Annotated in this window: 8 protein-coding genes; 7 read left to right on the top strand and 1 reads right to left on the bottom strand. The window is 72.3% G+C overall.

What is annotated here, in order from left to right:
- Window positions 1-313: 313 nt before the first annotated feature.
- The 6 genes from ABZ924_RS25255 (at window position 314) to ABZ924_RS25230 (ending at window position 12,833) form a co-directional block, all read left to right on the top strand.
- Window positions 314-5,824: an SDR family NAD(P)-dependent oxidoreductase gene (locus ABZ924_RS25255; protein ID WP_361913980.1), complete on the top strand. Its 5,511-nt coding sequence runs from the start codon at window positions 314-316 to the stop codon at window positions 5,822-5,824.
- A 5-nt stretch (window positions 5,825-5,829) separates the two neighbouring features.
- The gene (locus ABZ924_RS25250; protein WP_361913977.1) at window positions 5,830-9,009 is read left to right on the top strand and encodes a type I polyketide synthase; all 3,180 of its coding nucleotides are present in this window, start codon (window positions 5,830-5,832) and stop codon (window positions 9,007-9,009) included.
- Window positions 9,010-9,259: 250 nt separating this feature from the next.
- Entirely contained in the window at window positions 9,260-10,117 is an 858-nt protein-coding gene (locus ABZ924_RS25245) for a hypothetical protein (RefSeq protein WP_361913974.1), read from the top strand.
- Window position 10,118: 1 nt separating this feature from the next.
- The gene (locus tag ABZ924_RS25240) at window positions 10,119-11,174 is read left to right on the top strand and encodes an ABC transporter ATP-binding protein (protein WP_361913971.1); all 1,056 of its coding nucleotides are present in this window, start codon (window positions 10,119-10,121) and stop codon (window positions 11,172-11,174) included.
- A complete protein-coding gene (locus ABZ924_RS25235) occupies window positions 11,171-11,908 on the top strand; it encodes an ABC transporter permease (protein ID WP_361913968.1) in 738 nt (245 codons plus the stop codon). The genes ABZ924_RS25240 and ABZ924_RS25235 overlap by 4 nt, the downstream gene beginning before the upstream one ends.
- 25 nt (window positions 11,909-11,933) lie before the next feature.
- Complete coding sequence (locus ABZ924_RS25230; protein ID WP_361913965.1) at window positions 11,934-12,833, top strand: proline iminopeptidase-family hydrolase; 900 nt, start codon at window positions 11,934-11,936, stop codon at window positions 12,831-12,833.
- Between the two features lie 132 nt (window positions 12,834-12,965).
- On the opposite strand, the gene ABZ924_RS25225 is transcribed toward ABZ924_RS25230, so the two are convergent.
- Complete coding sequence (locus tag ABZ924_RS25225; RefSeq protein ID WP_361913962.1) at window positions 12,966-17,042, bottom strand: ricin-type beta-trefoil lectin domain protein; 4,077 nt, start codon at window positions 17,040-17,042, stop codon at window positions 12,966-12,968.
- Window positions 17,043-17,942: 900 nt separating this feature from the next.
- On the opposite strand from ABZ924_RS25225, the gene ABZ924_RS25220 reads away from it, so the two are divergent.
- Entirely contained in the window at window positions 17,943-24,899 is a 6,957-nt protein-coding gene (locus ABZ924_RS25220; RefSeq protein WP_361913959.1) for an RHS repeat-associated core domain-containing protein, read from the top strand.
- The last annotated feature ends 27 nt before the right edge of the window (window positions 24,900-24,926 follow it).

Below are 24,926 nucleotides of genomic sequence, written 5' to 3'. Positions count from 1 at the left end.
ACCCGGGCGCTTCGCGCCCGGTGCGCTCAAACGCCGCGCGGGCTGGATTTGCCGCGCAGCGGCAAAATTCAGCCCCGCCGGCGTTTGAGGCGCGGGGGGCCGGGGGCGGAGCCCCCGAATCTTTGAGCCGCGCCGGCGATTGAGGCGGATACGGCGAAAGGGCGGGGCGGGGAGATGGCTCCGCGCAGCGGTCGCTAAGGCGCGGCTTCGGCCGGGCTTCAACGGCGCACAGGCGGGGCGCGATACCGCTTCACCGCACCCCCCGCCGGTCTGCGGCGGCGCAGCCGGGGACCGGATACGGAAAGAGAGAGCCATGGCTGATCAGAAGCAGCTGGTCGACACGCTCAAGCGGGTCGCCGCCGACCTGCACGACACCCGTCGACGGCTGCGGGAGGCCCAGGACAAGGACCACGAGCCGATCGCCATCGTCGGCATGGCCTGCCGCTTCCCCGGCGGCGTCGCCTCCCCCGAGCAACTGTGGCAGCTCGTCGCCGACGGCCGCGACGGCATGTCCGCGTTCCCCACCGACCGCGGCTGGACCCTCGGCCAGCTCGCCGACAGCGAGCGCGAGCGCGTCGGCGAGCAGGCCGCGGCGGAGCGCCGCGCCGGATTCCTGCAGGGCGCCGCCGACTTCGACGCGGAGTTCTTCGGGATCAGCCCCCGCGAGGCCCTCGCGATGGACCCCCAGCAGCGGGTCCTGCTGGAGACCTGCTGGGAGGCGCTGGAGCGGGCCGGCATCGACCCCGGCACCCTCGCCGGCACCCCGACCGCCGTGTACGCGGGCGTGAGCAGCAACGACTACCTGCGCGGCCTCGCCCGTATGCCGGACGCCATCGCCGGGCACATGATGACCGGCGTCGCCTCCAGCGTGCTGTCCGGCCGCGTCTCGTACGCCCTCGGCCTCGAGGGCCCGGCCGTCACCGTCGACACCGCCTGCTCGTCCTCGCTGGTGGCCGTGCACCTGGCCGGGCAGGCCCTGCGCAGCGGCGAGTGCTCGCTCGCACTGGCCGGCGGGGTCACCGTCATGGGCTCGGCCGGTACGTTCCTGGAGTTCAGCCGCGCCGACGGGCTGGCCGCAGACGGCCGCTGCAAGGCCTTCGCGGAGGCCGCGGACGGCACCGGGCTCTCCGAGGGCGTCGGCGTCCTGGTGCTGGAGAAGCTGTCCGACGCGCGCAGGAACGGGCACCGGGTGCTGGCCGTCGTACGCGGGTCGGCAATCAACCAGGACGGCGCCAGCAACGGCCTGACCGCCCCCAACGGTCCCTCCCAGCAGCGGGTCATCCGCCAGGCCCTTGCCGCCGCCCGGCTGGCCCCGGCCGAGGTCGACGCCGTCGAGGCGCACGGCACCGGCACCAAGCTCGGCGATCCGATCGAGGCGGGCGCGCTGCTCGCCGCGTACGGACAGAACCGGCCCGAGGACCGGCCCCTGTGGCTGGGTTCCGTGAAGTCCAACCTCGGGCACACGCAGGGCGCCGCCGGTGTGGCGGGCGTCATCAAGATGGTCGAGGCGCTGCGCAACGAGACGCTGCCGATGACGCTGGGCGTGGACGCCCCGAGCAGCCACGTGGACTGGGAGGCGGGCGCCGTCTCGCTGCTGACCGAGGCCCGGCCGTGGCCGGCCGGGGAGCGGGTCCGCAGGGCCGGTGTCTCCTCGTTCGGGATCAGCGGGACCAACGCGCACGTCATCGTGGAGGAGGCGCCGGCCGAGGAGCCGGAGGCCGACGGAGAGGGTGCTGACGCCCCGCAGGCCGAGGGCGGGCTCGCCGCGCTGCCCGCCGTGCCCTGGCTGGTCTCCGCCAAGACCGCCGACGCGCTGCGCGAGCACGCCGCCCGGCTGCGGGAGTTCGCCGCCGACCGGCCGGAGCTCGACCCGGCCGCCGTCGGGCTGGCCCTGGCCACGCAGCGCGCTCCCTTCGCCCACCGGGCGGCCGTCGTGGCCGCCGACCGGGACGGCCTGCTGGCCGGGCTCGACGCCCTGGCCGCCGGCGCGAGCGCCCCCGGCACCTTCCGGGCCGCCGCCGACGGCAGCCGCCCGGCCTTCCTGTTCACCGGCCAGGGCAGCCAGCGGGCCGGTGCGGGCCGCGAACTGTACGCCCGCTACCCGGTGTTCGCCGCCGCCCTCGACGAGGTGTGCGCCGCGCTCGACGAGCACCTGGGGCGCCCCCTGAAGGAGGTCCTGTTCGACGAGGACCCCGTCGACCTCGACCGGACCGGCTTCACCCAGCCCGCCCTGTTCGCGCTCGAAGTCGCCCTGTACCGGCTCGTGGAGTCCTTCGGGATCCGCCCGCAGGCCGTGGCCGGGCATTCGATCGGTGAGCTGGCTGCTGCGTACGTGGCCGGGCTGTGGTCGCTGGAGGATGCGGCTCTGCTGGTGGCTGCCCGTGGTCGGCTGATGCAGGCGCTGCCCGCCGGTGGTGCGATGGCTGCCGTGCAGGCCACCGAGGAGGAGGTGCGGGCGCTGCTGGGCGAGGGCGTCGGTATCGCCGCCGTCAACGGGCCGACCTCGGTGGTCGTCTCGGGGGCCGAGGCTGCCGTCGAGGCCGTTGTCGCGCACTTCGCGGAGGCCGGGCGGAAGACCAAGCGGCTCGTGGTCAGCCATGCGTTCCACTCGCCGCTGATGGAGCCGATGCTCGAGGACTTCCGGCAGTTCGCCCGGTTCCTGGAGTACAAGCCGCTGAAGACCCCGCTCGTCTCCACGCTGACCGGCCGGCCGGCCTCGTACGAGGAGCTGTCGGACCCCGAGTACTGGGTGCGGCACGTGCGGGAGGCCGTGCGCTTCGCGGATGCCGTCGCCGCCCTCCAGGAGCAGGGCGTCACCACCTTCCTGGAGCTCGGTCCGGACGCGGTGCTCACCGCGATGGCCGCCGAATCCCTCGGTGAGGAGTCCGTGGCCATCCCCGCGGTCCGCAGCGACCGGCCCGAGCCGCAGGCCCTCACCGAGGCCCTCGCCCGCCTGCACACCCACGGCACCGGCGTCGACTGGCCCGTGCTGTTCGGTGCTTCCCGCACCGGGATCCTGGACCTGCCCACCTACCCCTTCCAGCACCGCTCGTACTGGTACAGCGCCGCCTCCCAGCCCGCCGGCGAGCCCGGCGACCTCGGGCTCGCCGCCGCCGGGCACCCGCTGCTCGGTGCCGCCGTCCACGCGCCCGGCTCGGACGAGCTGCTGTTCACCGGCCGGCTCTCGCTCGCCCGGCAGCCCTGGCTCGCCGACCACGCGGTCGCCGGGACCGTCGTCCTGCCCGGTGCGGCCCTGGTGGACCTCGCCGTACGGGCCGGGGACGGGGCGGGCTGCGGCCTGCTGGAGGAACTCACCCTGCACGCACCGCTGGTGATCCCCGAGGGGGACGGCGTCCAGCTGCGGGTGCGGCTCGGGGAGCCGGGCCCCTCGGCGGACGGCGGGCGCAGCGTCACCGTGCATTCCCGGGCCGAGGAGGCCGCCGCCGACGGGGCGCCGTGGACCCTGCACGCCGAGGGCGTCCTGACCGCGGCCCCGACGGCGGTGTCGGCCGGGGGCGCTGCGGACGCCGTCTGGCCGCCCGCCGGGGCCGTGCCGCTCGACACCACCGCCCTGTACGCGCAGCTCGCCGCCGGCGGCCTGGAGTACGGGCCCGTCTTCCAGGGCCTGACCGGGGCCTGGCGCTCCGGTGACGCCGTCCTCGCCGAGGTGGCCCTGCCCGGCGACACCGACACCGCCGGCCACACCGTGCACCCGGCCCTGCTCGACGCCGCCCTGCACGCCCTCGGCCTCGGCGGGCTGCTGCCCGACCCCGAACCGGGATCCGCCTGGCTGCCGTTCGCCTGGTCCGGAGTCGCCCTGCACGCCGAGGGCGCCACCGCCCTGCGGGTGCGGCTGACCCCGGGCAGGACGCCCGGCACCGTCGCCGTCGAGGCCGCCGACCCGGCCGGGCTGCCGGTCCTCGGCATCGACGCCCTCACCCTGCGCCCGATCCCGCTGTCCGCCCTCGGCGCCCGCACCGTCGGCCCGCAGAGCCTGTACGGGATCGACTGGACCGCCCTGCCCGCCCCCACCGGGGCCCGCCCGCAGGCCCTGCCGCTCGGCGAAGGGCCCGCGATGAGCAGCCCCGCCCCCGGCTGGTCCGCGTACATCCCCGGCAGCGGCGCGACCACCCCGACCGAGGCGGCCACCGCCGCGCTGGAGGCCCTGCAGGGCTGGCTCGACGACCCGGCCCACGACGAGCAGCGGCTCCTCGTGGCCACCCGCGGCGCCCTCGCCCTGCCCGGCGAGGACGTCGCCGACCCGGCGCAGGCGGCCGTCACCGGCCTGGTGCGCACCGCCCAGGCGGAGCACCCCGGCCGGATCCTGCTCCTGGACCGCGACGACAGCCCGGTGCCCGCCTCCGTACTGGACGGCGACGAGAGCGAACTCGTCCTGAGGGACGGCGTGCTGTCCGCGCCGCGGCTGGTGCGCGCCGTCCCGGACGCCGACGCCCAGGCGCCGGTGTTCCGGGAGGACGGGACCGTCCTGATCACCGGTGGTACCGGTGGGCTCGGTGCGCTGACCGCGCGGCACCTGGTGGCCGAGCACGGGGTGCGGAGCCTGGTGCTCGTCGGACGTCGGGGCGCGGAGGCTCCGGGGGCCCGTGAGCTGGCTGCGGAGCTCGAGGCTGCGGGGGCGTCGTCCGTGGTGCTGGCGGCCTGTGACGTCGCCGACCGGGATGCCGTGGCCGCACTGCTCGCCGCGCACCCCGTCACCGGTGTGGTCCATGCCGCGGGCGTCGTCGACGACGGCACGATCGCCTCCCTCACCCCCGGCCAGGTGGCCCGGGTCCTCGCCGCCAAGGCCGAGGCCGCCCGCCACCTGCACGAGCTGACCGCCGACCTGGAGCTGGACGCCTTCGTGCTGTTCTCCTCCGCCGCCGGCGTCCTCGGCGGGCCCGGCCAGGGCAACTACGCCGCGGCCAACGCCTACCTCGACGCCCTCGCCGCGCACCGCCGGGCCCAGGGGCTGCCCGCCACCTCGCTGGCCTGGGGCCTGTGGCACCCGGAGGCCGGCGGCATGGGCGCCGCGCTGACCGGCGCCGACCTGGACCGCATGGCCCGTACGGGGGTCCGGGCGCTGGACGCCGAGGAGGGCCTCGCCCTGTTCGACGCTGCCACCGCCGGCCCGCGGGCCCTGGCCGTACCGGTCCGCCTCGACCTGCCGGCCCTGGCCCGCTCCCTCGGCGAGCACGTCCCGGGCCTGCTGCGCGGCCTCGTGCGGACCCCTGTCCGGCGCACCGCCGCCGGCGCCGGGGACGGGGCCGGGACCGCGGGCGAGGGCCTCGCCGCGAGGCTCGCCGCGCTGGCGACGCCCGCCGACCGCGCCCAATATCTCGTGGACCTGGTGTGCGGGCAGGTCGCCGCCGTCCTCGGCTTCGCGCCCGGACAGCAGGTCGAGGTGAACAAGCCGTTCAAGGACTTCGGGTTCGACTCTCTCACCGCCGTCGAGTTCCGCAACACCCTCTCCACCCTCACCGGGGTACGGCTGCCCGCCACCCTCGTCTTCGACCACCCGAGCCCGTACGAGCTCGCCGTCCACCTGCACCGCACCCTCGCCCCGGCCGCCGACGACCCGGCCACCGCCCTGCTCACCGGCCTGGACGCGCTGGAGCCGCTGCTGGCCGCGGACGGCCTGGACAAGCTGACCCGGACCAAGGTCACCGTCCGGCTCCAGGCCCTGGCCGCGCGCTGGGCCGATGCCGAACGCGCCGGGTCCGCGGCCGGTGCCGCCGAGCCGGGCGGCCTGCCCGACGCCCCCGACCTCGCCGCCGCCTCCGACGACGAACTGTTCGCCCTCCTCGACGGCGAGACAAGGAGCTGACCTTCATGACCGCGACGCACACCCCTGACGCGGAGCGCGAGCAGAAGCTGCGCGACTACCTCAAGCGGGCCGCCGCCGACCTTGTGGCCGCCCGCCACCGGATCCAGGAACTGGAGGACCGGGTCCGCGAGCCCATCGCGATCGTCGGCATGGCCTGCCGCTTCCCCGGCGGGGTCACCACCCCCGACGAGCTGTGGGAGCTGCTGGAGAACGGCCGCGACGGCATCCGCGGCTTCCCCGAGGACCGCGGCTGGGACCTGGACAACCTCTACGACCCCGACCCCGAGGCGCTCGGCAAGAGCTACGCCCGCGAGGGCGGCTTCCTCGACGGGGCCGGCTTCTTCGACGCCGGCTTCTTCGGGATCAGCCCGCGCGAGGCCCTCGCCATGGACCCGCAGCAGCGGCTGCTGCTGGAGTCGGCGTGGGAGGCCTTCGAGGACGCCGGGATCGACCCCGCCACCGTGCGCGGCACCCGTACCGGCGTATACGCGGGGATCATGTACCACGACTACGGCTCCGACCGGGCCGCCATCCCCGACGGCGTCGAGGGCTTCCTCGGCACCGGCACCGCGGGCAGCGTCCTGTCCGGCCGGATCAGTTACGCGCTCGGCCTGCAGGGCCCGGCCGTCACCGTCGACACCGCCTGCTCCTCGTCGCTGGTCACCCTGCACCTCGCCGTGCAGGCGCTGCGCGGCGGCGAGTGCTCGCTCGCGCTGGCCGGCGGTGTCACCGTGATGGCCACCCCCGACACCTTCGTGGACTTCAGCCGGCAGCGCGGCCTCGCCCCCGACGGCCGCTGCAAGCCGTTCGCGGCCGCCGCCGACGGCACCGGCTGGTCCGAGGGCGTCGGCGTCCTGCTGCTGGAGCGGCTTTCCGACGCCCGGCGCAACGGACACCGCGTCCTGGCCGTGGTCCGCGGCTCCGCCATCAGCCAGGACGGCGCCAGCAACGGGCTCACCGCCCCCAGCGGCCCCGCCCAGCAGCAGGTCATCCTGGAGGCGCTGGCCGCCGCCGGGCTGTCCACCGGCGACGTGGACGCGGTCGAGGCGCACGGCACCGGCACGAAGCTCGGCGACCCCATCGAAGCGCAGGCGCTGCTGGCGACGTACGGCCAGGACCGGGACGGGGACCGGCCGCTGTGGCTGGGCTCGGTCAAGTCCAACCTGGGTCACACCCAGGCCGCCGCCGGGGCCGCCGGCGTCATCAAGACCGTGCAGGCGCTGCGCCACGGGCTGCTGCCGCGCTCCCTGCACATCGACGAGGCAACCCCGCACGTCGACTGGTCCGCGGGCCGGGTCTCCCTGCTGACCGAGAACCGGCCCTGGCCGGCGGTGGACCGGCCGCGCCGGGCCGCCGTCTCGGCGTTCGGCATCAGCGGCACCAACGTCCACGTCATCCTGGAGCAGGCTCCCGACGTGGAGGAGGCCGACGCCGCGGCCGGGGACCGGCCCGCGCCGCCCGCCGTGCCGTGGCTGCTGTCCGGGCGGACTCCGGAGGCGCTGCGCGCCCAGGCCGCCCGGCTGCTCGCCGACCCGGCCGCCGACGCCGACCCCGCGGACGTGGCGTTCTCCCTCGCCACCACTCGCAGCGCCCTGCCCCAGCGGGCCGCCGCGGTGGCCGCCGACGCCGAGGGCCTGCACCGCGCCCTGGGCGCGCTCGCCGAGGGCCGCTCCGCCCCCGGCCTGGTGCAGGAGGCCCCGGGCGGCGGCCGGACCGCGTTCCTGTTCACCGGGCAGGGCAGCCAGCGCCCCGGCATGGGCCGCGAACTGTACGCCGCCCAGCCGGTGTTCGCCGCCGCGCTGGACGAGGTGTGCGCCGCCCTCGACGAGCACCTGGCCCCGGCGCGCCCGCTGCGCGAGGTGCTCTTCGGCGACACCGCCGAGGACGCCGCCGCCCTCGACACCACCGGGTACGCCCAGCCCGCCCTGTTCGCCCTCGAAGTGGCCCTCTTCCGGCTGCTGGAGTCCTGGGGCGCCGCTCCCGACCTGCTGGCCGGGCACTCCATCGGCGAGCTGGCCGCAGCCCACGTCGCCGGCCTGTGGTCGCTGCCCGACGCGGCCCGCCTGGTGGCCGCCCGCGGCCGGCTCATGCAGGCCCTGCCGGCCGGCGGGGCCATGGCCGCGATCGCCGCCGCCGAGGACGACGTACGGCCGCACCTGGGGGACGGGCTCGACCTCGCCGCCGTCAACGGGCCGCGGGCCGTGGTCGTCTCCGGGCCGGCCGCCGCGGTCGAGGAGCTCGCCGCCCGCTTCAAGGAGCAGGGCCACAAGACGAAGCTGCTGGCCGTCAGCCACGCCTTCCACTCCTCCCTCCTCGACCCGATGCTGGAGGAGTTCCACCGGGTCGCCGCCTCCCTCTCGTACGGGCCGACCCGCATCCCCGTGGTGTCCACCCTGACCGGGAAGGCCGCGGCCCCGGAGGAGCTCGCCGACCCGCGCTACTGGGTGCGCCACGTCCGCGAGACCGTCCGCTTCGCCGACGCGGTCGCCGCCCTGGAGGCCGAGGGCGCGGACACCTTCGTGGAACTCGGCCCCGACGCGGTCCTGTCCGGGCTCCTCGCCGACTGCCTCGCCGCCCCCGAGCGCGCCGCCGTCATCCCGGCCCAGCGCGCCGACCGCAGCGGCCCGCTCGCCGCCGTCGAGGCGCTGGCCCGGCTCGCGTTGCGCGGTGCGCCGGTCGACTGGGCGGGGCTGCTGCCCGGCGCCCGGCGGATCCCGCTGCCGCTGTACGCGTTCCGGCACCGGCACTACTGGCTGGCGGCGGCCGGGCGCACCGCACCGGGGGCGGCCGACTCCGTACACGTACCCGTGTCCGTACCCGGTGAGGAGGAGGACGCCGCCGCCGACGCCGGGGAGGTGCTGCGGGCGGCGCTGCGCACGGCTGCCGGGGCGGAGCGCGCCGCGCTGCTGCTGGAGCTGGTCCGCAGCGAGGCCGCGGCCGTCCTCGGCCACGACTCGGCGGAGGAGGTCCCGGCGGACGGGGACTTCATCGACCAGGGCTTCTCCTCGCTGGTCGCGGTGGAGTTCCGGGACCGGATCGGGCGGGCGCTGGGGCTGAAGCTGCCGGCGGCGCTCGTGTACGAGTACGCCACGCCGGAGGAGGTCGTGGAGTTCCTGGAGGAGGAACTCGACGAAGCGGCCGAGGCTGCGGAGGCGGCTGCGGAGGCGGCTGCCGACGCCGCGTAGTACCGCCCGGCTGCGCGCCTTACCACCTGCCGCTTGCGGCACGGTTGGGCCGCGGCAAAGGACGGCAAAGGGGCGTCCCGGACCACCGGGGCGCCCCTTCCGTGCGTGGTGCGAACCGTGTGACGGGAGGGGCGCAAGGGGCCCTGGGACAAGGGGCGCTAGGGGTGGACGTAGGGGATCCCAGGACTTGGGCCCGCTCCTAGCATCAAATCGCCCAGACGCCCGCAGCCAGGAAAGACAGGGGAAGCCGGTGCAGACGAACGACGCGTGGCTCGACATCGGCGGGAACAGCTCGCAAGGACTGGTGCTCGCCGTCGACTTCACGGCCACCGGCCGTCCCGACGCCCGGTTCGCCGACCTGCTGGAGCTGGCCGCGACCGGCCGCCCGGCATGGGAGACGCTTCCCCAGGCCATTGCCACGGACCTCGGGACCGGATCCGCCACCTACCTGGACCGCTGGTTCGAGACGGTCCGCGCCAGCGGCCGTCCCGTCAGCGCCGTCCTCGGCTTCTGCGCCGGCGCCACCTACGCCACCGCGCTGGCGGACCGCATCACGCAGTGGCAGGAGCACGCCCCGCAACTGATCCTGTTCGACCCCGAGCAGGCCAACGCACTGGGGCTCTACTGGCAGTTCCACCTCTCCCTCAACCTGTTCGAGTCGATCGTGGGCGCCGAGGAGATCGGCCGGGCCACGGCCGCCGGACACGAGGTGCTGGAGTCCACCGAGGACCTCGAGGTCCTGGGCGCGGCCCTGATCTCGCTGTTCCGCGAGGTCAGCGGTGCCGCCTTCGACATCCTCGACCTCGACGAGGAGACCCGCGCGGAGTTCACCGACTCCTTCACCGCGTTCGTCGCGTACGTGGTGGCCGCCGGGGAGTTCCGCTCCACCGACGGCTGGGCCCGCGCCGTCGCCTTCAGCTCGGCGAGCCCGCACAGCGGCCTGAACCGGCTGCGCAACGCCGGCCAGGAGGAGGCGGCCCGCGACCTGGTCGCCCGCGAACTTCGCTTCGACTGCGAGCACAAGGACCTCCTGCGCGACGAGAGCGCCGCACGGGCCCTCGCCGAGCTGCTGACCGCCCAGGACCTCGCCCGACACATCCGGATGTGACATGAAGACCCGAGAGAAGACCGCGTCCCCGGCCCCCGCGGCCGTGCGGACCGCCGCTCCGGCTGCCGCTGCGACTGCCGCTGCGGCCCCCGGTGCGGCTCCTGCTGCAGCGCCTGCTGCGGCAGCCGTCCCGGCCGCCGAGGCCGCCATCCGGCTGACCGGACTGCGCAAGAGCTACGGCGAGGTCCAGGCCGTCAAGGGGCTCGACCTGACCATCGCCCCCGGCGAGGTCGTCGCCCTCCTCGGCCCCAACGGGGCCGGCAAGTCCACCACCGTCGACATGATCCTGGGCCTGTCGAAGCCGACCTCGGGCTCCGTCACCCTGTTCGGCAAGGACCCGTACATCGCCGTCCGCGAGGGCCTGGCGAGCGCCGTCCTGCAGGAGGGCTCCCTCATCGACGACCTGTCGGTGCGCGAGACCCTCGGGATGATCTCCTCGCTGTACAAGAACCCGCTCCCGATGGACGAGGTGCTGCGCCGCGCCAACATCGAGGACATCGTCGACCGCCGCGGCACCAAGCTCTCCGGCGGCCAGCGCCAGCGCGCCCGCTTCGCCTGCGCCCTGATCGGCAACCCGCAGCTGCTGCTGCTCGACGAGCCGACCTCCGCCATGGACGTGGGCAGCCGGCGCAAGTTCTGGGAGTCGATGCGCCAGTTCACCGACACCGGCCGCACCGTCGTTTTCGCCACCCACTACCTGGACGAGGCCGAGGAGTTCGCCGACCGCGTCGTCCTGATGCGCTCCGGGCAGATCGCCGCCGACGGCACCGTCGCCCAGATCCGCGCCCTCGTCGCCGGCCGCATGCTGCGCGCCGCCGTGCCCGGCGCGACCGCCGAGGAGCTGGCGAAGCTCCCCGGCGTGAACGGCGCCACCCTGCGCCTGGGCCAGGCCGAACTGCACTGCGAGGACTCCGACCAGGCCGTCCGCGCCCTCATCGCCTCCTTCCCCGAGGCCCACGACATCGAGATCAGCGCCACCGGCCTGGAAGAGGCCTTCCTCTCCCTGACCGCCGCCGACACGGCGGACGCGGCCGACACCCTGGAGGAAGCTGCATGACCGGCTACCTGGCCATCGAGATCAAGCGGATGCTGCGCGGCCCCCGCTTCCTGATCTTCGCGTTCGTCGTTCCCGTCGTCATGTACCTGCTGGAGTGCATGCTCTACAAGAACCAGACCATCCCCGGGTCGAACGGCATCACCTACAGCGCCTGGCTGATGTGCAGCCTCGCCGCGTACAGCGCGTTCACCTCCTCCATGCACACCACCGCCCGTGTCTCCCACGAGCGGGCCGTCGGCTGGCACCGCCAGCTGCGGCTGACGCCGCTGCTGCCGCGTACGTACCTGCTCACCAAGGTGCTCGTCGCGATGATCGTGGCGCTGCCCGGCCCGGCGTTCGTCGCCCTCTTCGGCTGGCTCGTGCAGGACGTGCACATGTCCACCTCGGGCTGGCTGCAGATCACCCTCGGCATCTGGATCGCCTCGCTGCCCTGCGCCGTCCTCGGCCTCGTCATCGGCCTGTATGTGGCCCCCGAGCAGCAGCAGATGTACCTCCAGGGCCTGATCATCCTGTTCGGCTTCCTCGGCGGCCTGCTCCTGCCGACCACCGGGTTCCCCGACTGGCTCGTCGCCATCGTGAAGATCATGCCGAGCTACTGGCTCGCCGACATCGGCCACGGGGCGCTGCTCCACGACACCCGGGCCTGGATCGCCGGCGCCGTGCTGCTCGCGTGGACGCTGCTGCTGTCGGGCGCCGTCGTCCGCAGCTACCGGCGCGAGGCCGTCCGCGCCTGAGGCCGAGGGAGGAGAAAGGGGGGCCATGTTCCTGTCACCCAGCCGCAAGGCACTCGCCCCGTTCAGGGGGCACCACACCTGGTACCGGGTCACCGGCGACCTGCACAGCGGCCTGACCCCCCTGGTCGTCGCCCACGGCGGCCCCGGGTCCACGCACGACTACCTGCTGCGGATGACCGAGCTGGCCGCGGACGGACGCCCCGTCGTCCACTACGACCAGCTCGGCAACGGCAACTCCACCCGCCTGCCGGACGCCGGGGCGGACTTCTGGACCGTCGAGCTCTTCCTGGACGAGCTCGACAACCTCCTCGCCCACCTCGGCATCGCCGACGACTACCTGCTCTTCGGCCAGTCCTGGGGCGGCATGCTCGGCGCCGAGCACGCGGTGCGCCGGCCGGCCGGGCTGCGGGGGCTGGTCATCGCCAACTCGCCGGCCGCGATGCCGCTGTGGCGGGCCGAGTGCGAACGGCTCAAGGACGAGGCGCCGGCCGAGGTGCGCGACGCGCTGCGCCGCCACGAGGCGACCGGCGACTTCCACCACCCCGAGTACCAGCAGGCGGCGCTGGAGTTCTACCGGCGCCACGTCTGCCGGGTCGACCCGCCGCCGGCGGAGGTCGCCACGACCTTCCTGGCGCTGGAGAGCGACCCCACGGTCTACGGCACCATGAACGGCCCGACGGACTTCCACGTCATCGGGACGCTGAAGGACTGGAGCATCGTCGACCGCCTGAGCGCCATCGAGGCCCCCACCCTCGTCATCTCGGGCGCGTACGACGAGGCGACACCGCTCACGGTGCAGCCCTTCCTGGACCACATCCCCCAGGTGCGCTGGGAGCTGTTCGAGGAGTCCAGCCACATGCCGCACGTGGAGGAGCCCGCCCGCTTCGACCACGTCATGCGGACCTGGCTCACCGAACACTCCTGACCCCCCGCACCCCGCCGATCCCCGCCCGGACGTCCCCCGCCGGCGCGGGGATCGGCGCATCCCCCACATCGCACGAACGGCCGCCACCTCGCCCTTGGAGGTGGCGGCCGCCGCTGTGTTCGGGGTCCTGGGCTAGGAGGAGGGTTGGGGGACGGGGAGCGGGGCGGTGGCGAGGGTGGGGACGGTCCAGCGCTGGGCGGGGCCGCTGTTGCAGTCCCACAGCCAGAGCTGGGTCCCGGGGGCGGTGTTCAGGTTGCCGAGGTCGAGGCAGCGGCCGGAGACGGGGTGGTGGATGCTGCCGTCAGCCCGGGGCAGGAAGCGCTGGCTCGGGGCTGCCCCGTCGCAGGTCCGGAGCTCGATGGGGGTGGTGTTCGCGGTGCCGCCGTTGGCTGCGTTCAGGCACTTGCCCTGGGTGCGGATGGTGCCGTCGCCGCGGATCTGGAACTTCTGGGCGTCGGTGCCGTTGCAGCCGGCGATCTGGATCCTGTTGCCGTCGTCGGGGCGGTTGAAGTCGTTGTCGATGCAGTTGGCGGCCGAAGAGGTCAGGGAGATCGGGCTCACGGCGTCCGGGGCCGTGGGGGAGACTGCGTACGGGTAGACGGTGAAGTTGCTGATGCCGCCCTTGAGCTGGCCGCGGTTGCCTGCTTCGGCCCGGAAGCGGCCGAGGACGAGGGGACCGGTGGGGGCGGGACTCGTGGACGCCTGGTGGTGGCCGCTGCCCGCGAGGACGCCGTTGACGTAGAGGCTCATGAGTCCGGAGTCGGCGTTGTAGACGGCGGTGAGGTGGGTCCAGGCACCGGGCGTGAACCGGGCGCTGTCGTTGGTGATGCCGGTGGCGTCGAGCGGCCAGCCGTCGACGTCGGCGTAGGCGACGGCGAAGTGCCAGCGTGTCGTGTCGGGGTCGGCGAAGAGGATGAAGGAGCTGGCCCGGTTGCCGTCCTGGCTGGCGATGATGCCGCCGTTGGCGTCGGGCTTGGCCCACGTGCTGAGCGTGAAGCTCTTGCGGGTGTCCACGGCCGGGCCGGTGGCGGTGATGGTGGAGCCGGGGCCGTTGAACGCGGCGTACGGGGTGGGGCGGCCGTCGACGGTCTCGTTCGCGGGGAACGTGATGTTCGCGGTCGTGGCGTGGTTGGTGCCTACCGCGTCGGGGGTGGTGGTGCCGTTCGCGCCGGCCAGGGGCCAGCGAGCCGTGGGCACGGTGAGGTTGCCGAGGGCGACGGTGGCCGGGGCGATGCCGGTGGCGGTCGGGTAAGGGACGGTGGAGCCGTTGGGGGCGGTGCCGGTGCCGTTGAAGGCGACGAGCTGCTGACGGGTGTCGACGGCCCACAGGTCGGGGATGCCGTCACCCGTGAGGTCGCCGTCGGATCCGACCCGCGGGTACGCCTTCGGGTCCACCTTGCCGGAGATCAGGCCCGCTGCGGGGTCGGTGAATCCGGTGAGGTCGGGTGCCTGGGCGGTGCCCTTGACGGAGAAGGCGTGCAGGCTGCCGTCGGCCTTCGAGCGTGCCCACAGGGTGGGGAAGTCCGTTCCCTGGGCGTGGCCGGGGGTGATCAGGTCGTAGCCGTCCCAGCGGGTGTCGTTGGCGGAGAGCAGCATCGCCTGGGGAGCGAGCTGGTTGGCCGTGCCCGCCACGGCGAGCCAGAGCCGTCCGTTCTCGACGAACAGCAGGGAGGTGCGCTCGAGCGCCCCCTCCTTGGCACTGTCCCCGCCCAGGGAACCGAACGCTGCGATCTGGGTCGTCTTGGACCAGTCGGCTCCGTATCCGTAGGCAGTGCAGTCGATCGGCGTGCTGGAAGCCGTCACGCAGGTGCCGGGTTTGGCCACCTTGGCGGGCGCTGCGCCGTCCAGGCGGCCGCCGGCTGCGTTGTTGATGTAGAGGTACAGGTTGGGCTGGCCCGGCTGGTGGGCGAAGAGATCGTCGACGTTCTTGTCGCCGAGGCTGCCGCGGTGGGTGGTCTGGATGCCGTTCCAGCCGTTCCACCCGGGGGCGAGCTGCGGGCGTGCGTTCGGCGCGGCGGCCGGGTCGGTGCCGCCGCCGATCACACGCAGCGCGCCCGAGCTGTCGGGCAGGAGGACGTCGGCCTTCCGGTCGCCGGTGACGTCACCGAAGACCGGTGCCGGGCTGTTGGGGTCGGCGGGGGCGTAGTAGCTGTAGGCGACGGGCTGGGAGAGGTTGCCGGCGTTGTCCTGGGTCTGCAGGAAGAGGTGGTTGGTGCCCCAGTGCTGCGGGGTGATCTTGATGGTGGCCTTGCCGTCGGTGAGCTTGGTGATGCCGGCTTCGGTGTCCGTGCACTTCCAGTTGACGGCCGTCGCCTTGACGGGGTCGGTCGTCCAGCGGGCGCAGGCCATCCCGGAGCTGCGGCCGCCGCCGGGCGGGGCGGGGTCCGTACCGCTGAGGGTGAAGGTGCCCTCCTCGCCCGCGCGCTTGGGGTGGGCGTCGAGGGTGCCGGAGGCGGGGAAGTCGGTGGAGGCGACGGCCGCGGTGGGCGGAGTGCGGTCGACCCGGAAGAAGCACCAGTCGGTGGCAGTGCTGGTCAGGGTGCTGTCCGTGGTGCGGGCCGTCCAGCCGTACTGGTGGCCGTCGGTCAGCAGGCCGATGTCGACGGTCGCGTCGCCGTAGTCGCCGTTCCAGCCGGTCTGGGCGTACTCGGTCTTGCCGGTGTCGTCGTCCCAGTACTGGAAGGTGGTCTGGAGCTGGCGCTTGGTGGCCGAGTAGGTGGCGGTGGTCAGGGTGGTGTTGGTGTTGGCGCCGACCCAGCCCGGGTTGTCCCAGGGGTTGGCGGCGCCGGGCGTGCGGCAGTCGGCGTACGAGGCGGTGTCGGCGAAGCCGGGTGTGGGCCGGGTACGGGGCCACCAGACGGTGGGCGTGATGTCGTACTCGACGCTGATGTGCGGGGCGTTGTCGTAGCGCTGGCGGTAGTACTTGTTGTACTCGTCATCCGGTGCGAGGCCGACGGTGATGGTCGGCCACTGGTACCGGGCGGCGTTCTTCACGAGGTCGGTGACGTTGAAGTCGATCTGGCCGGTCCCCGACATGCTGGTGTGTCCGACCTGGCTGCAGCCCTGCATGGTGGAGCCGGTGCCGCAGGGCTGCCTGTTCCAGCTGGTCGGGCTGCCGATGGGGTTGGTGGAGTACAGGCCCATCGGTGTGGGCGTGCTGGGGCTGGAGGAGGAGATCACGGTGGCGGAGAACGTCGCGTTGATGATCTCGGTGTTGTACAGCCTGGAGTCGACGCCGATCTGGAAGTAGGCGCGCGTGCGGCCGATGCCGGTGCAGGGCGGGTTGCCGACGTTGTAGCCGCAGTAGCCGGTGGCCGGCTTGTCCTGGCCGTTCTCGGTGCCGTTGAACTCGTTGGTGCTCGGGTAGGCCTCCTGGACCTGGGCCCAGGCCTGGTTGCCGTTGTTGATCGTGGGGTTGTACCCCGGGTCGATGAACCAGGGTCCGGTTCCCTTGCTCAGCAGCTCCGGGTCGGGAACGAGCTCGATGCCCTTGGCGTCGGCGGCCGTCCGCACCGGCTTGACGGCCGCGCCCGCGCCCGGGCCGTCCGCGGTGGAGGCCGCGGGCGGCTGCTCGGCGGCCGGGGCGGAGTGCGGGGCGTCGGCGCCGGCCGACTTCCCCAGGCGGGAGGCGGAGGCTGCGGGCGCAGCTGCGGTGCCGGCCGAATCCCACATGAACGAAGTCGGGCTGGTGAAGCGGGTTCTGCCCTGGGCGTCCTTGACGTCGAGGTTGCCGGCCGAGTCGCCGGTGACGGTCAGGCCGTCGGCCTCCACGTCCAGCCGTAGCTTCCTGACCACCGGGTTGGCGGCCGCCTGCGCGGTGCGCACGATCAGGACCTGGCTCCAGCCGCCCTGCCGGTTGGCGGTCAGCCGCAGGTCCACGTTCGGGAGCACCTCACGGTAGAGGGCGCTGTCCCCCAGAAGGGTCGGCTTGGGCAGCGCGAACGGGGCCTTGAAGGCCAGCTTCTTGCCGTCGGCGGTGGCCATGGCAGCCATGGGGCCGGTACCGCCGCCCGAGAAACTGAGCTTCGAGGGGACCGCAGCAGGGACGATGCTTCCGTCCGGTGCCGTGCGCAGCGTGGCGTCGAGCGGGCGCCACTGCCCGTCCGGCCCCTTGAGGCGCTCCGGTACCGGAGCCGTGTCCGTGGTGAGCGTGCCGCCCGGATTGGCGAAGGTTTGTGAGGCAGCGGTCGTCAGGTCGGCGATAGCCACCCGCTTCCCGCTGCTCCTGGCCTCGGCGAGAGCCTTGCTGACGGCCGTCGCCTCTGCGCTCGGGGCGGGTTTGGGCGGTGGCGCGGGCCAGGCGCTCTGCCCGGGTCCGTGACCACGGGCGCCGCCATCGGCCACGGCCGGCGGAGCCGCGATGAGGCCTGCTCCGAACGAGAGCACGGCGGCACTGGCGACGGGCAGCATCGAGGCGCGCAGCGCACCTCGTCTGCGGCCCCCCGGCCTTGGTGTCCGCGGTGCAAGGAAGTACGGCCTCACGTATGGCCCCCCTGAGCTGTGAGACGGACAGAAGTCAACGGCACTCTTTATTCACGACTGCAATCGTGTCAACGTTTTATGGCAAGTTGGTGTCCGTTTTGGGCGGCGAACGTCCGAGCTGTCCGTCGCGTGACATGAGTCACGCGAGGGGAATCTGAGACTCCGGTGATAAATCGAACGAACGCTTCGTAGGGTGCGCTTGTTCTGGGCCCGGTGGCCCGAGTTGGCGTTTTTCCTGTGTCCTGTGGGGGGATTCGGTTGTCTCGTAGGCGTGGTTTCTTCGTGCGCTCGCGCCCCGGGCGCTCGCGCGTCGCGGTCGTCGCGGCGTTCGCGGTTGTCTTATCTGGCCTGGGTCTACCTGCTGTGCAGGCGGCGGAGAAACCACCCAAGGTATGGGTCCCACCCAATACACCGCTGCCTGATGCGAAACCCGTGAAGGGTGCTGACGCGAAACGCTCGGCGAAACAGGCGGCGTCTGGCCGGAAATGGGTCCTGGATTCGAACAACAAGATCCCGTCGGGCGCGGCGGAGATCGCCGTGGGCCTCGAAAGCGGCGCCCGTAAGGCTGATGGAGCAGGTGCGATCCAGGCCGGTAAACTTCCTGTCTGGATCGCACCTGTAAATGGCGTGAATCAATCAGGGGAGTTTTCCAGCCGCGCCACCGGTGGTTCGGCGAGCAGTTCCGGCCAGGACAGCACCCTGCGGGTCGAGGTCAAGGACGCTGCCAAAGCCCGCGCTGCGGGGGTCAACGGCGCGCTCGTCGCCCTCGGCGATGCGGCGGCTGGCACTGGCACGCCGGGCAAGGTCGAGGTCGCTCTCGACATCTCGCCGTGGGCCAAGTCGGCCGGCGCCAACTGGGCCGACCGCGCTTATCTGGTGCGGCTGCCCACCTGTGCTCTGACCACTCCCGGCGCTGCCGGTTGCACGACCCGTACACCCCTGGCCTCGCACCGGGACGCTTCCGGACGTCTGGTCGCGCAGGTCGACCTGCCCGCGAGCCCTGCTGCGTCCGTGCTGTCCGGGAAGGATCGGTCCGGCGGAGCCAAGGCGGGCTCTGCATCAGTCCCGAAGATGCTGGCCGCCCAGGACGTGGCGATCGCCGTCGAGGCGGGCCCGAACGGCGCCAGCGGCGACTACACGGCCACCCCGTTGCAGCCGTCCGCCTCGTGGCAGGCCGGGGCCAACGCCGCCAACTTCACCTACGGCTACACCGTCGAGGTGCCCAACGGCATCGCCGGCGCGGGTCCGGGCATCTCGCTCGGCTACGACTCGTCCTCCGTGGACGGCCGCACGGCGTCCACGAACGCGCAGGCGGGCCCCTTCGGTGAGGGCTGGGACTGGAGCCCCGGCTCGATCTCCCGCTCGTACAAGGGCTGCAAGGACGCCGGCATCAAGGACTCGGGCGACGAGTGCTGGGCCGGCGACATCCTCTCGCTGAACCTGGCCGGGCATTCCGGCCAGATCGTCCGCGACGACGCCACCTGCGTGTACCGCCTGCAGAACGACGACGGCACGACGGTCGAGCGGCTGACGGGCCAGCGCAATGCTGCTTGGAAGGGCGAGGCCTTCAAGGTCACCACCACGGACGGCACGCAGTACTACTTCGGCGCCAACCGCCTGCCCGGCGGTGACGGAACCGACCCCGAGGCCAAGTCCGTCTCGACGGTGCCGGTCTACTTCAACAGCGGCCAGGACAAGTGCCTGGGCGCGCAGACCCCGGCCAACGGCACCTGGCAGCAGCTGGGCTGGCAGTGGAACCTCGACTACGTCGTCGACCCGCACCAGAACCTCACCAGCTACCGCTACGAGCAGGAGGACAACTACTACGGGCGCGGCGGCGGCCAGAACAACGGCACCGGCACCTCCACGCGCTACCAGCGTGACAGCTACCCGGTCTGGATCGGCTACGGCCAGCGCCTGCCCGAGCAGATCGCCGCGAAGGGCACGCTCAAGCCCGCCGCCCAAGTGTGGCTGGACACGGCGGAGCGCTGCTTCGCCGCCGGCACCATCACCTGTGACCCGTCCCAGCGCACCAAGACCAACGCGAAGTCCTGGCCCGACACGCCCGTCGACCAGGAGTGCGCGGCCACCGGCCAGTGCCTGAACCTCTCCCCGACGTACTTCAGCACCAAGCGCATCACCAGGATCAAAACTGAGGTGCTGGCGGGAAGCAGCTACCGCCCGGTGGACACCTACGTCCTCAACCAGTCCTTCCAGGACCCGGGCGACGGATCGTCACCCACCCTCTGGCTCGACTCCATCGAGCGCCGGGCGTCCAACGGCAAGCCGGAGCTGAAACTCCCGCTCGTCTCGTTCGAGCCCCTGCAGATCCCCAACCGCGTCGACGGCATCGTCAAGCGCCCGGACGGTACGGAGGCCTCCGCCCCCCGCTACAACCGCCCGCGCATCCAGAAGATCACCACCGAGACCGGCGGCCTGATCAACGTCGTCTACAAGGCACCGGAGTGCTCCCGGGTCAAGGGCACGATGCCGTCCTCCGAGGACGCCAACACGATGGCCTGCATGCCGGTCAAGTGGTACCTGCCCAAGCAGTCCTACGCGGACCCGGTCAACGACTGGTTCAACAAGGTCGTCGTCCAGTCCGTCACCCAGCAGGACATGGTCGCCGGCCAGGTCTCCACCGTCACCGAGTACGAGTACGGCGGCGGCATCGCCTGGCACCGCAACGACTCCGAGTTCACCGACCCCAAGACCCGCACCTGGGACCAGTTCCGCGGCTTCGCCACGGTCACCACCCGCACCGGCAACGGCAATGCCGCCGAGGCCCCGCGCACCAAGAGCGTCGCCACGTACCTGCGCGGCATGGACGGAGACGTCCTCGCCAACGGCAGCACGCGCAGCGTCACGATCGACGACGCGCAGGGCGGCCACATCAAGGACGAGAACGTGCTGGCCGGACGGGTCCGCCAGACCGAGACCTACGACCGCGACGGCGGCACCGTCGTCGCCGACGAGGTCACCACCCCGTGGCTCGGCAAGAACGTCACCGCCACCCGCGCCCAGTCCGGCGGCATGCCCGCCATCACCGCCCGCGCCCAGAACACGGCCCAGGTCACGAGCCGGGCCAAGCTGGCGGACGGCACCTGGCGCACCAGCGAGCGCACCTCCGAGTACGACGACACCCTGCTGTCGCGCCCGACCAAGGTCGACGACAAGAAGGACCTGGCGCGCCCGGAGCAGCGGCTGTGCACCGCCTTCGAGTACGCGGCCGGTCCCGGCGGCGCCCTGACCCAGCTGGTCTCCCGCACCCTGATCCTCTCGGCAGCCTGCGGGCAGACGCCCACGGCCGCGAACACCGTCGGCGACACCCTCGCGTACTTCGACAACCAGCCGGCCGGCCGGACCGGCGCCACCGCGGACCAGACCGGTGTGGCGGTCCTGGAGAAGTACGACGACGCCGGCAAGCCGGTCTACCGCCTCAACGCCACCTCGACGTACGACGCGTACGGCCGCGTCACCAGCAACACCAACAAGACCCGCAAGGACGCCGCCCACCCCGACGGTGCGGTGACCACCACGGAGTACAACCCGGCCACCGGCGCCCTGCCCTCCGAGGTCACCCACACCAACCCGCTGGGTTGGAAGACCACCACCACCCTCGACACCGGCCGCTCGCTGCCGCTGAAGACCACCGACGAGAACAAGCACGTCGCCGAACGCGAGTACGACGCCTTCGGCCGTGTCGTCTCCATCTGGCAGCCCGGGCAGGAACGGGCCAACGGCGCCCTGCCGGTGCGCAAGTACTCGTACGCGATGAACGGCACCAATGCGGCGTCCAGCGTTCTGAGCCAGGCGCTCATGAACGACGACTCGTACACGACCAGCTACACCATCTACGACGGCCTGGGCCGCATCCGCCAGACGCAGGCCAACCCGGCCTCCGGGACCACCGGGCGACTGATCACGGACGCCCTGTTCGACTCGCACGGCTGGCAGGTGAAAACCAGCGCCGCGTACTACAACGACGAGGGAAGCCCCTCGGGGGCCCTCTTCCTGCCCAACGGCGGGGTCAACCCCGACAGCAAGCTCCCCGCGCAGACCGTCTCGGTCTTCGACGGCCTGGGCCGGACCACGGCGTCCGTCTTCCAGTCCTACGGCGTGGAGCAGTGGCGCACGCGGACGGAGTACCCGGGCGCCGACGAGACCCGCACCATCCCGCCCAACGGCGGCTACGCGACGGCGGCCATCACCAACGGGACCACCTCGCTGCTGCGCCAGTACAAGTCGAACACCCCCACGGGCCCGTATGACGAGACGACGTACGAGAGGAACACGCAGGGCAAGGAACTGCGGCGCAAGGACGCCGCGGGCAACGAGTGGACGTTCGCCTACGACCTCCTCGGCCGCGTGGTGCAGACCACGGACCCGGACGCCGGTAGCAGCACCACCGTCTACGACGACAGCAAGAACCTCACGACGGTCACCGACGGCAGGAACAAGAGCGCCACCACCGTCACCGACCTCCTCGGCCGCGCCGTCGCCACGTACGAGGGCAAGGCCGTCGACCCGGCCAAGCAGGTGGGCGGCTTCACCTACGACACCAAGGCCCTGGGCAAGCCGGCCTCGAGCACCCGCTACGTCGGCGGAGCCGGCGGCAGCGCTTACGTCTCCGAAGTCACGGGTTACGACGCCGGCTACCGCCCTCTCGGCACGAAAATCACGATCCCCGCGGTCGAGAAGGGGCTCGCGGGCACCTACGAGTCCAAGAACACCTATGACACCCAGGGGCGACTGGCCACCACCGTCCTGCCGGCCGTCCCGCAGTCGGGCCTGGGCGCGGAGACGCTGACGTTCTCCACGGACACCGCGGGCAACCTGGTGGCCTTCGACGGCATGATCGGCACGACGCGATCCCCGTACGTCGTCGATCTGCAGCGTGACCCCTACGGCCAAGTCATCCGCTCGACGGTCGGCAAGACCGGCAAGCAGATCGTCTCGACCGTCGACTACGACGTCGCAACGGGGCGGCAGATCCGCTCCACGCTCGACAAGCAGACCGCGGCGACGGCGAGCGTCGACGTGGTCGACTACACCTACAACCAGGTCGGGCAGCTGACCTCGATCGGCGACACGCAGGACGGAGCCAAGCGCGACCTGCAGTGCTTCACGCACGACTACCTGGGCCGGCTGACCCAAGCCTGGACCGACACCGGCACGCAGACCACCGCCCCGCAGCCCAGCGTCCGCGGCCTCGGCGGCTGCGCCAACGCCGGCGGTCCGGCGGTCGACGCCGCGGGCAAGCCCAGCGTGGGCGGGCCGGCGCCGTACTGGCAGCAGTACGAGTACGACCTGCTCGGCAACCGCAAGAAGCTGGTCCGCAAGGACGTCACGGGCGACGCGGCCAAGGACACGACGGTCACCCAGACCTTCGGCGGCCGCCAGAACACCCCGTCCACGGACCCGAAGACCGGCGGCGGCACGGGCGGCCCGCACGCCCTGATGACCTCCACGGAAACCGGCCCGTCCGGCACCAAGGCTGTGTCGTACACGTACGACGCGGGCGGCAACACCACAAGCATCACCAGCACACCGGGCACCAGGACCCTGACCTGGAACGACCAGGGCAAGCTCGACAAGATCACCGGCACCGGCGAGAGCGCCGGCACCAGCTACCTGTACGACACCGGCGGCAACCAGCTCATCCGCCGCGACCCGGACGGCACCACCCTCAACCTCGGCACCGACCAGATCACCCTCAACGCCACCACCGGCAAGGTGACCGACGTCCGCACCTACGCGGCCCCCGGCGGCCTGTCCATCACCCGCACCACCACCAGCAGCACCTCCAGCAACCTCACGTACCAGAGCTCCGACCACCACGGCACGGGCGGCGTCCAGTTCAACGCCGCCGACCTCGCCCACGTACGCCGCGCCTCGGACCCCTTCGGCAACGACCGCGGCACCCCGCCGACCCCCGGATCCTGGGCCGGCGACAAGGGCTTCGTCGGCGGCACGAAGGAGAACGCCACCGGCTTCACGCTCCTGGGAGCACGGGAGTACGACCCGACGACGGGCCGCTTCATCAGCCCGGACCCGATCCTCGACGCAGGCGACCCTCAGCAGTGGAACGCGTACGCGTACTCCAACAACGACCCGATCAACAAGTCGGACCCCAGCGGCCTCGCGTACAAGTGCGAGCAGGGTGAATGCGGCGGAAGCAGCTGGATCAAGACCCAGACCATGGAGGACCACAAGGGGAGGGTCGACGACGATCTCGAGCCGGCCAAGACCCGACTCCACCAGGCCAAGCAGAGGCGGGACCACCTCATCCACGAGGTCGTGGACCTCATCGGCGACCTGATCGGCTACAACGACGCCCGCGACTGCTTCACCAAGGGCGACGTCATGGCCTGCATCAACACGGCCCTGAGCGCCGTCCCGTGGGGCAAGATCGCCAAGGCCATCAAGGTCGGCATCAAGGCCTTCAAGATCTACAAGGAAATCAACAAGGCCTACGACGCCGTCCACGAAGCCGAACGCGGAGTCTCCCGCGCGGCCGCGGCCATGACCAAGGCCAAGACGGCCGTCAAGGAAGCCCGCGACGCCGAAGTCAAGGCAGTCCAGTCAGGAGCGGAGAAAGCCGGCAAGGAAACCGCAACGGACAGCGCCGGCACGGAAGCGAGAAGCACCCGAGAGACATCCGACGCCGAAACCAGCGCAGGCTCTTCCGAATCCCACAGCAGCGGCGGTGGGGAGGCAGGCGCGGGGACGGCGTGCCTCAAGCGCAACAGCTTCCCGACCGGCACCCGCGTCCAGATGGCCGATGGCACCACCAAGGAGATCCAAGACGTCCGCGTCGGTGACACCGTCCTGGCCACCGACCCCCAGACCGGCGAGACCCGTCCCCAGCAGGTGACGGCCACCATCACCACCCCGGACGACAAGGACTTCACGGACCTCACCCTCACCGACGACTCCAACCCCCGCGCCCCGCCCGTCCAGCTCACTTCCACCCTCCACCACCCGCACTGGAACGAGACCCGCCGCCAGTGGGTCGACGCGGGCGAATTCAACTCGGGCGACCAACTCCGCCGCCTCGACGGCACCACCCTCACCGTCAAAACCAAGCACAACTACCCCTACGCCGTCACCACCCACAACCTCACCATCAACAACTTCCACACGTACTATGTGCTGGCCGGGTCGGCTCCTGTCCTCGTTCACAACTGCGATACGGTCTATCGGGGCGACTCGCGGGCGCCTGATGTAATCGAGGCAGCCGGAGGTTTTGCGCCCAAGGCCCCTGGTTCGAATACCACCCTCTGGGACTATGTGGTCAACAACACCCCCAGTAATTTCGTCGGTGCTTCCAAGCATGCCAACACGGCGCAAACTTTTCCTGCCGGCCCTGACCGCGGACTATACGTGTACGAGATTAAAGCTCCGGGCGGTATCGACGTGAACGCTAGGCTCGGGCCGGGAGTGAATCCGAATGCCCATGAAGCTGAAGTGGTATTTGAGGGGGGAATCCCCTGGGAGCATGTGACTCGCATCTGGAAGAGAGACGCCGAGACGGGGGATATCGACTTTGATTGGGATGAGCCGATTTGGGAGAGGTTGTGACACATTCGCAGGGTGAGAATGAGGTGG

This window comes from Streptomyces sp. NPDC046876, assembly GCF_040645035.1.
GTDB lineage: Bacteria > Actinomycetota > Actinomycetes > Streptomycetales > Streptomycetaceae > Streptomyces.
This window is presented reverse-complemented; position numbering and strand designations above follow the sequence as displayed.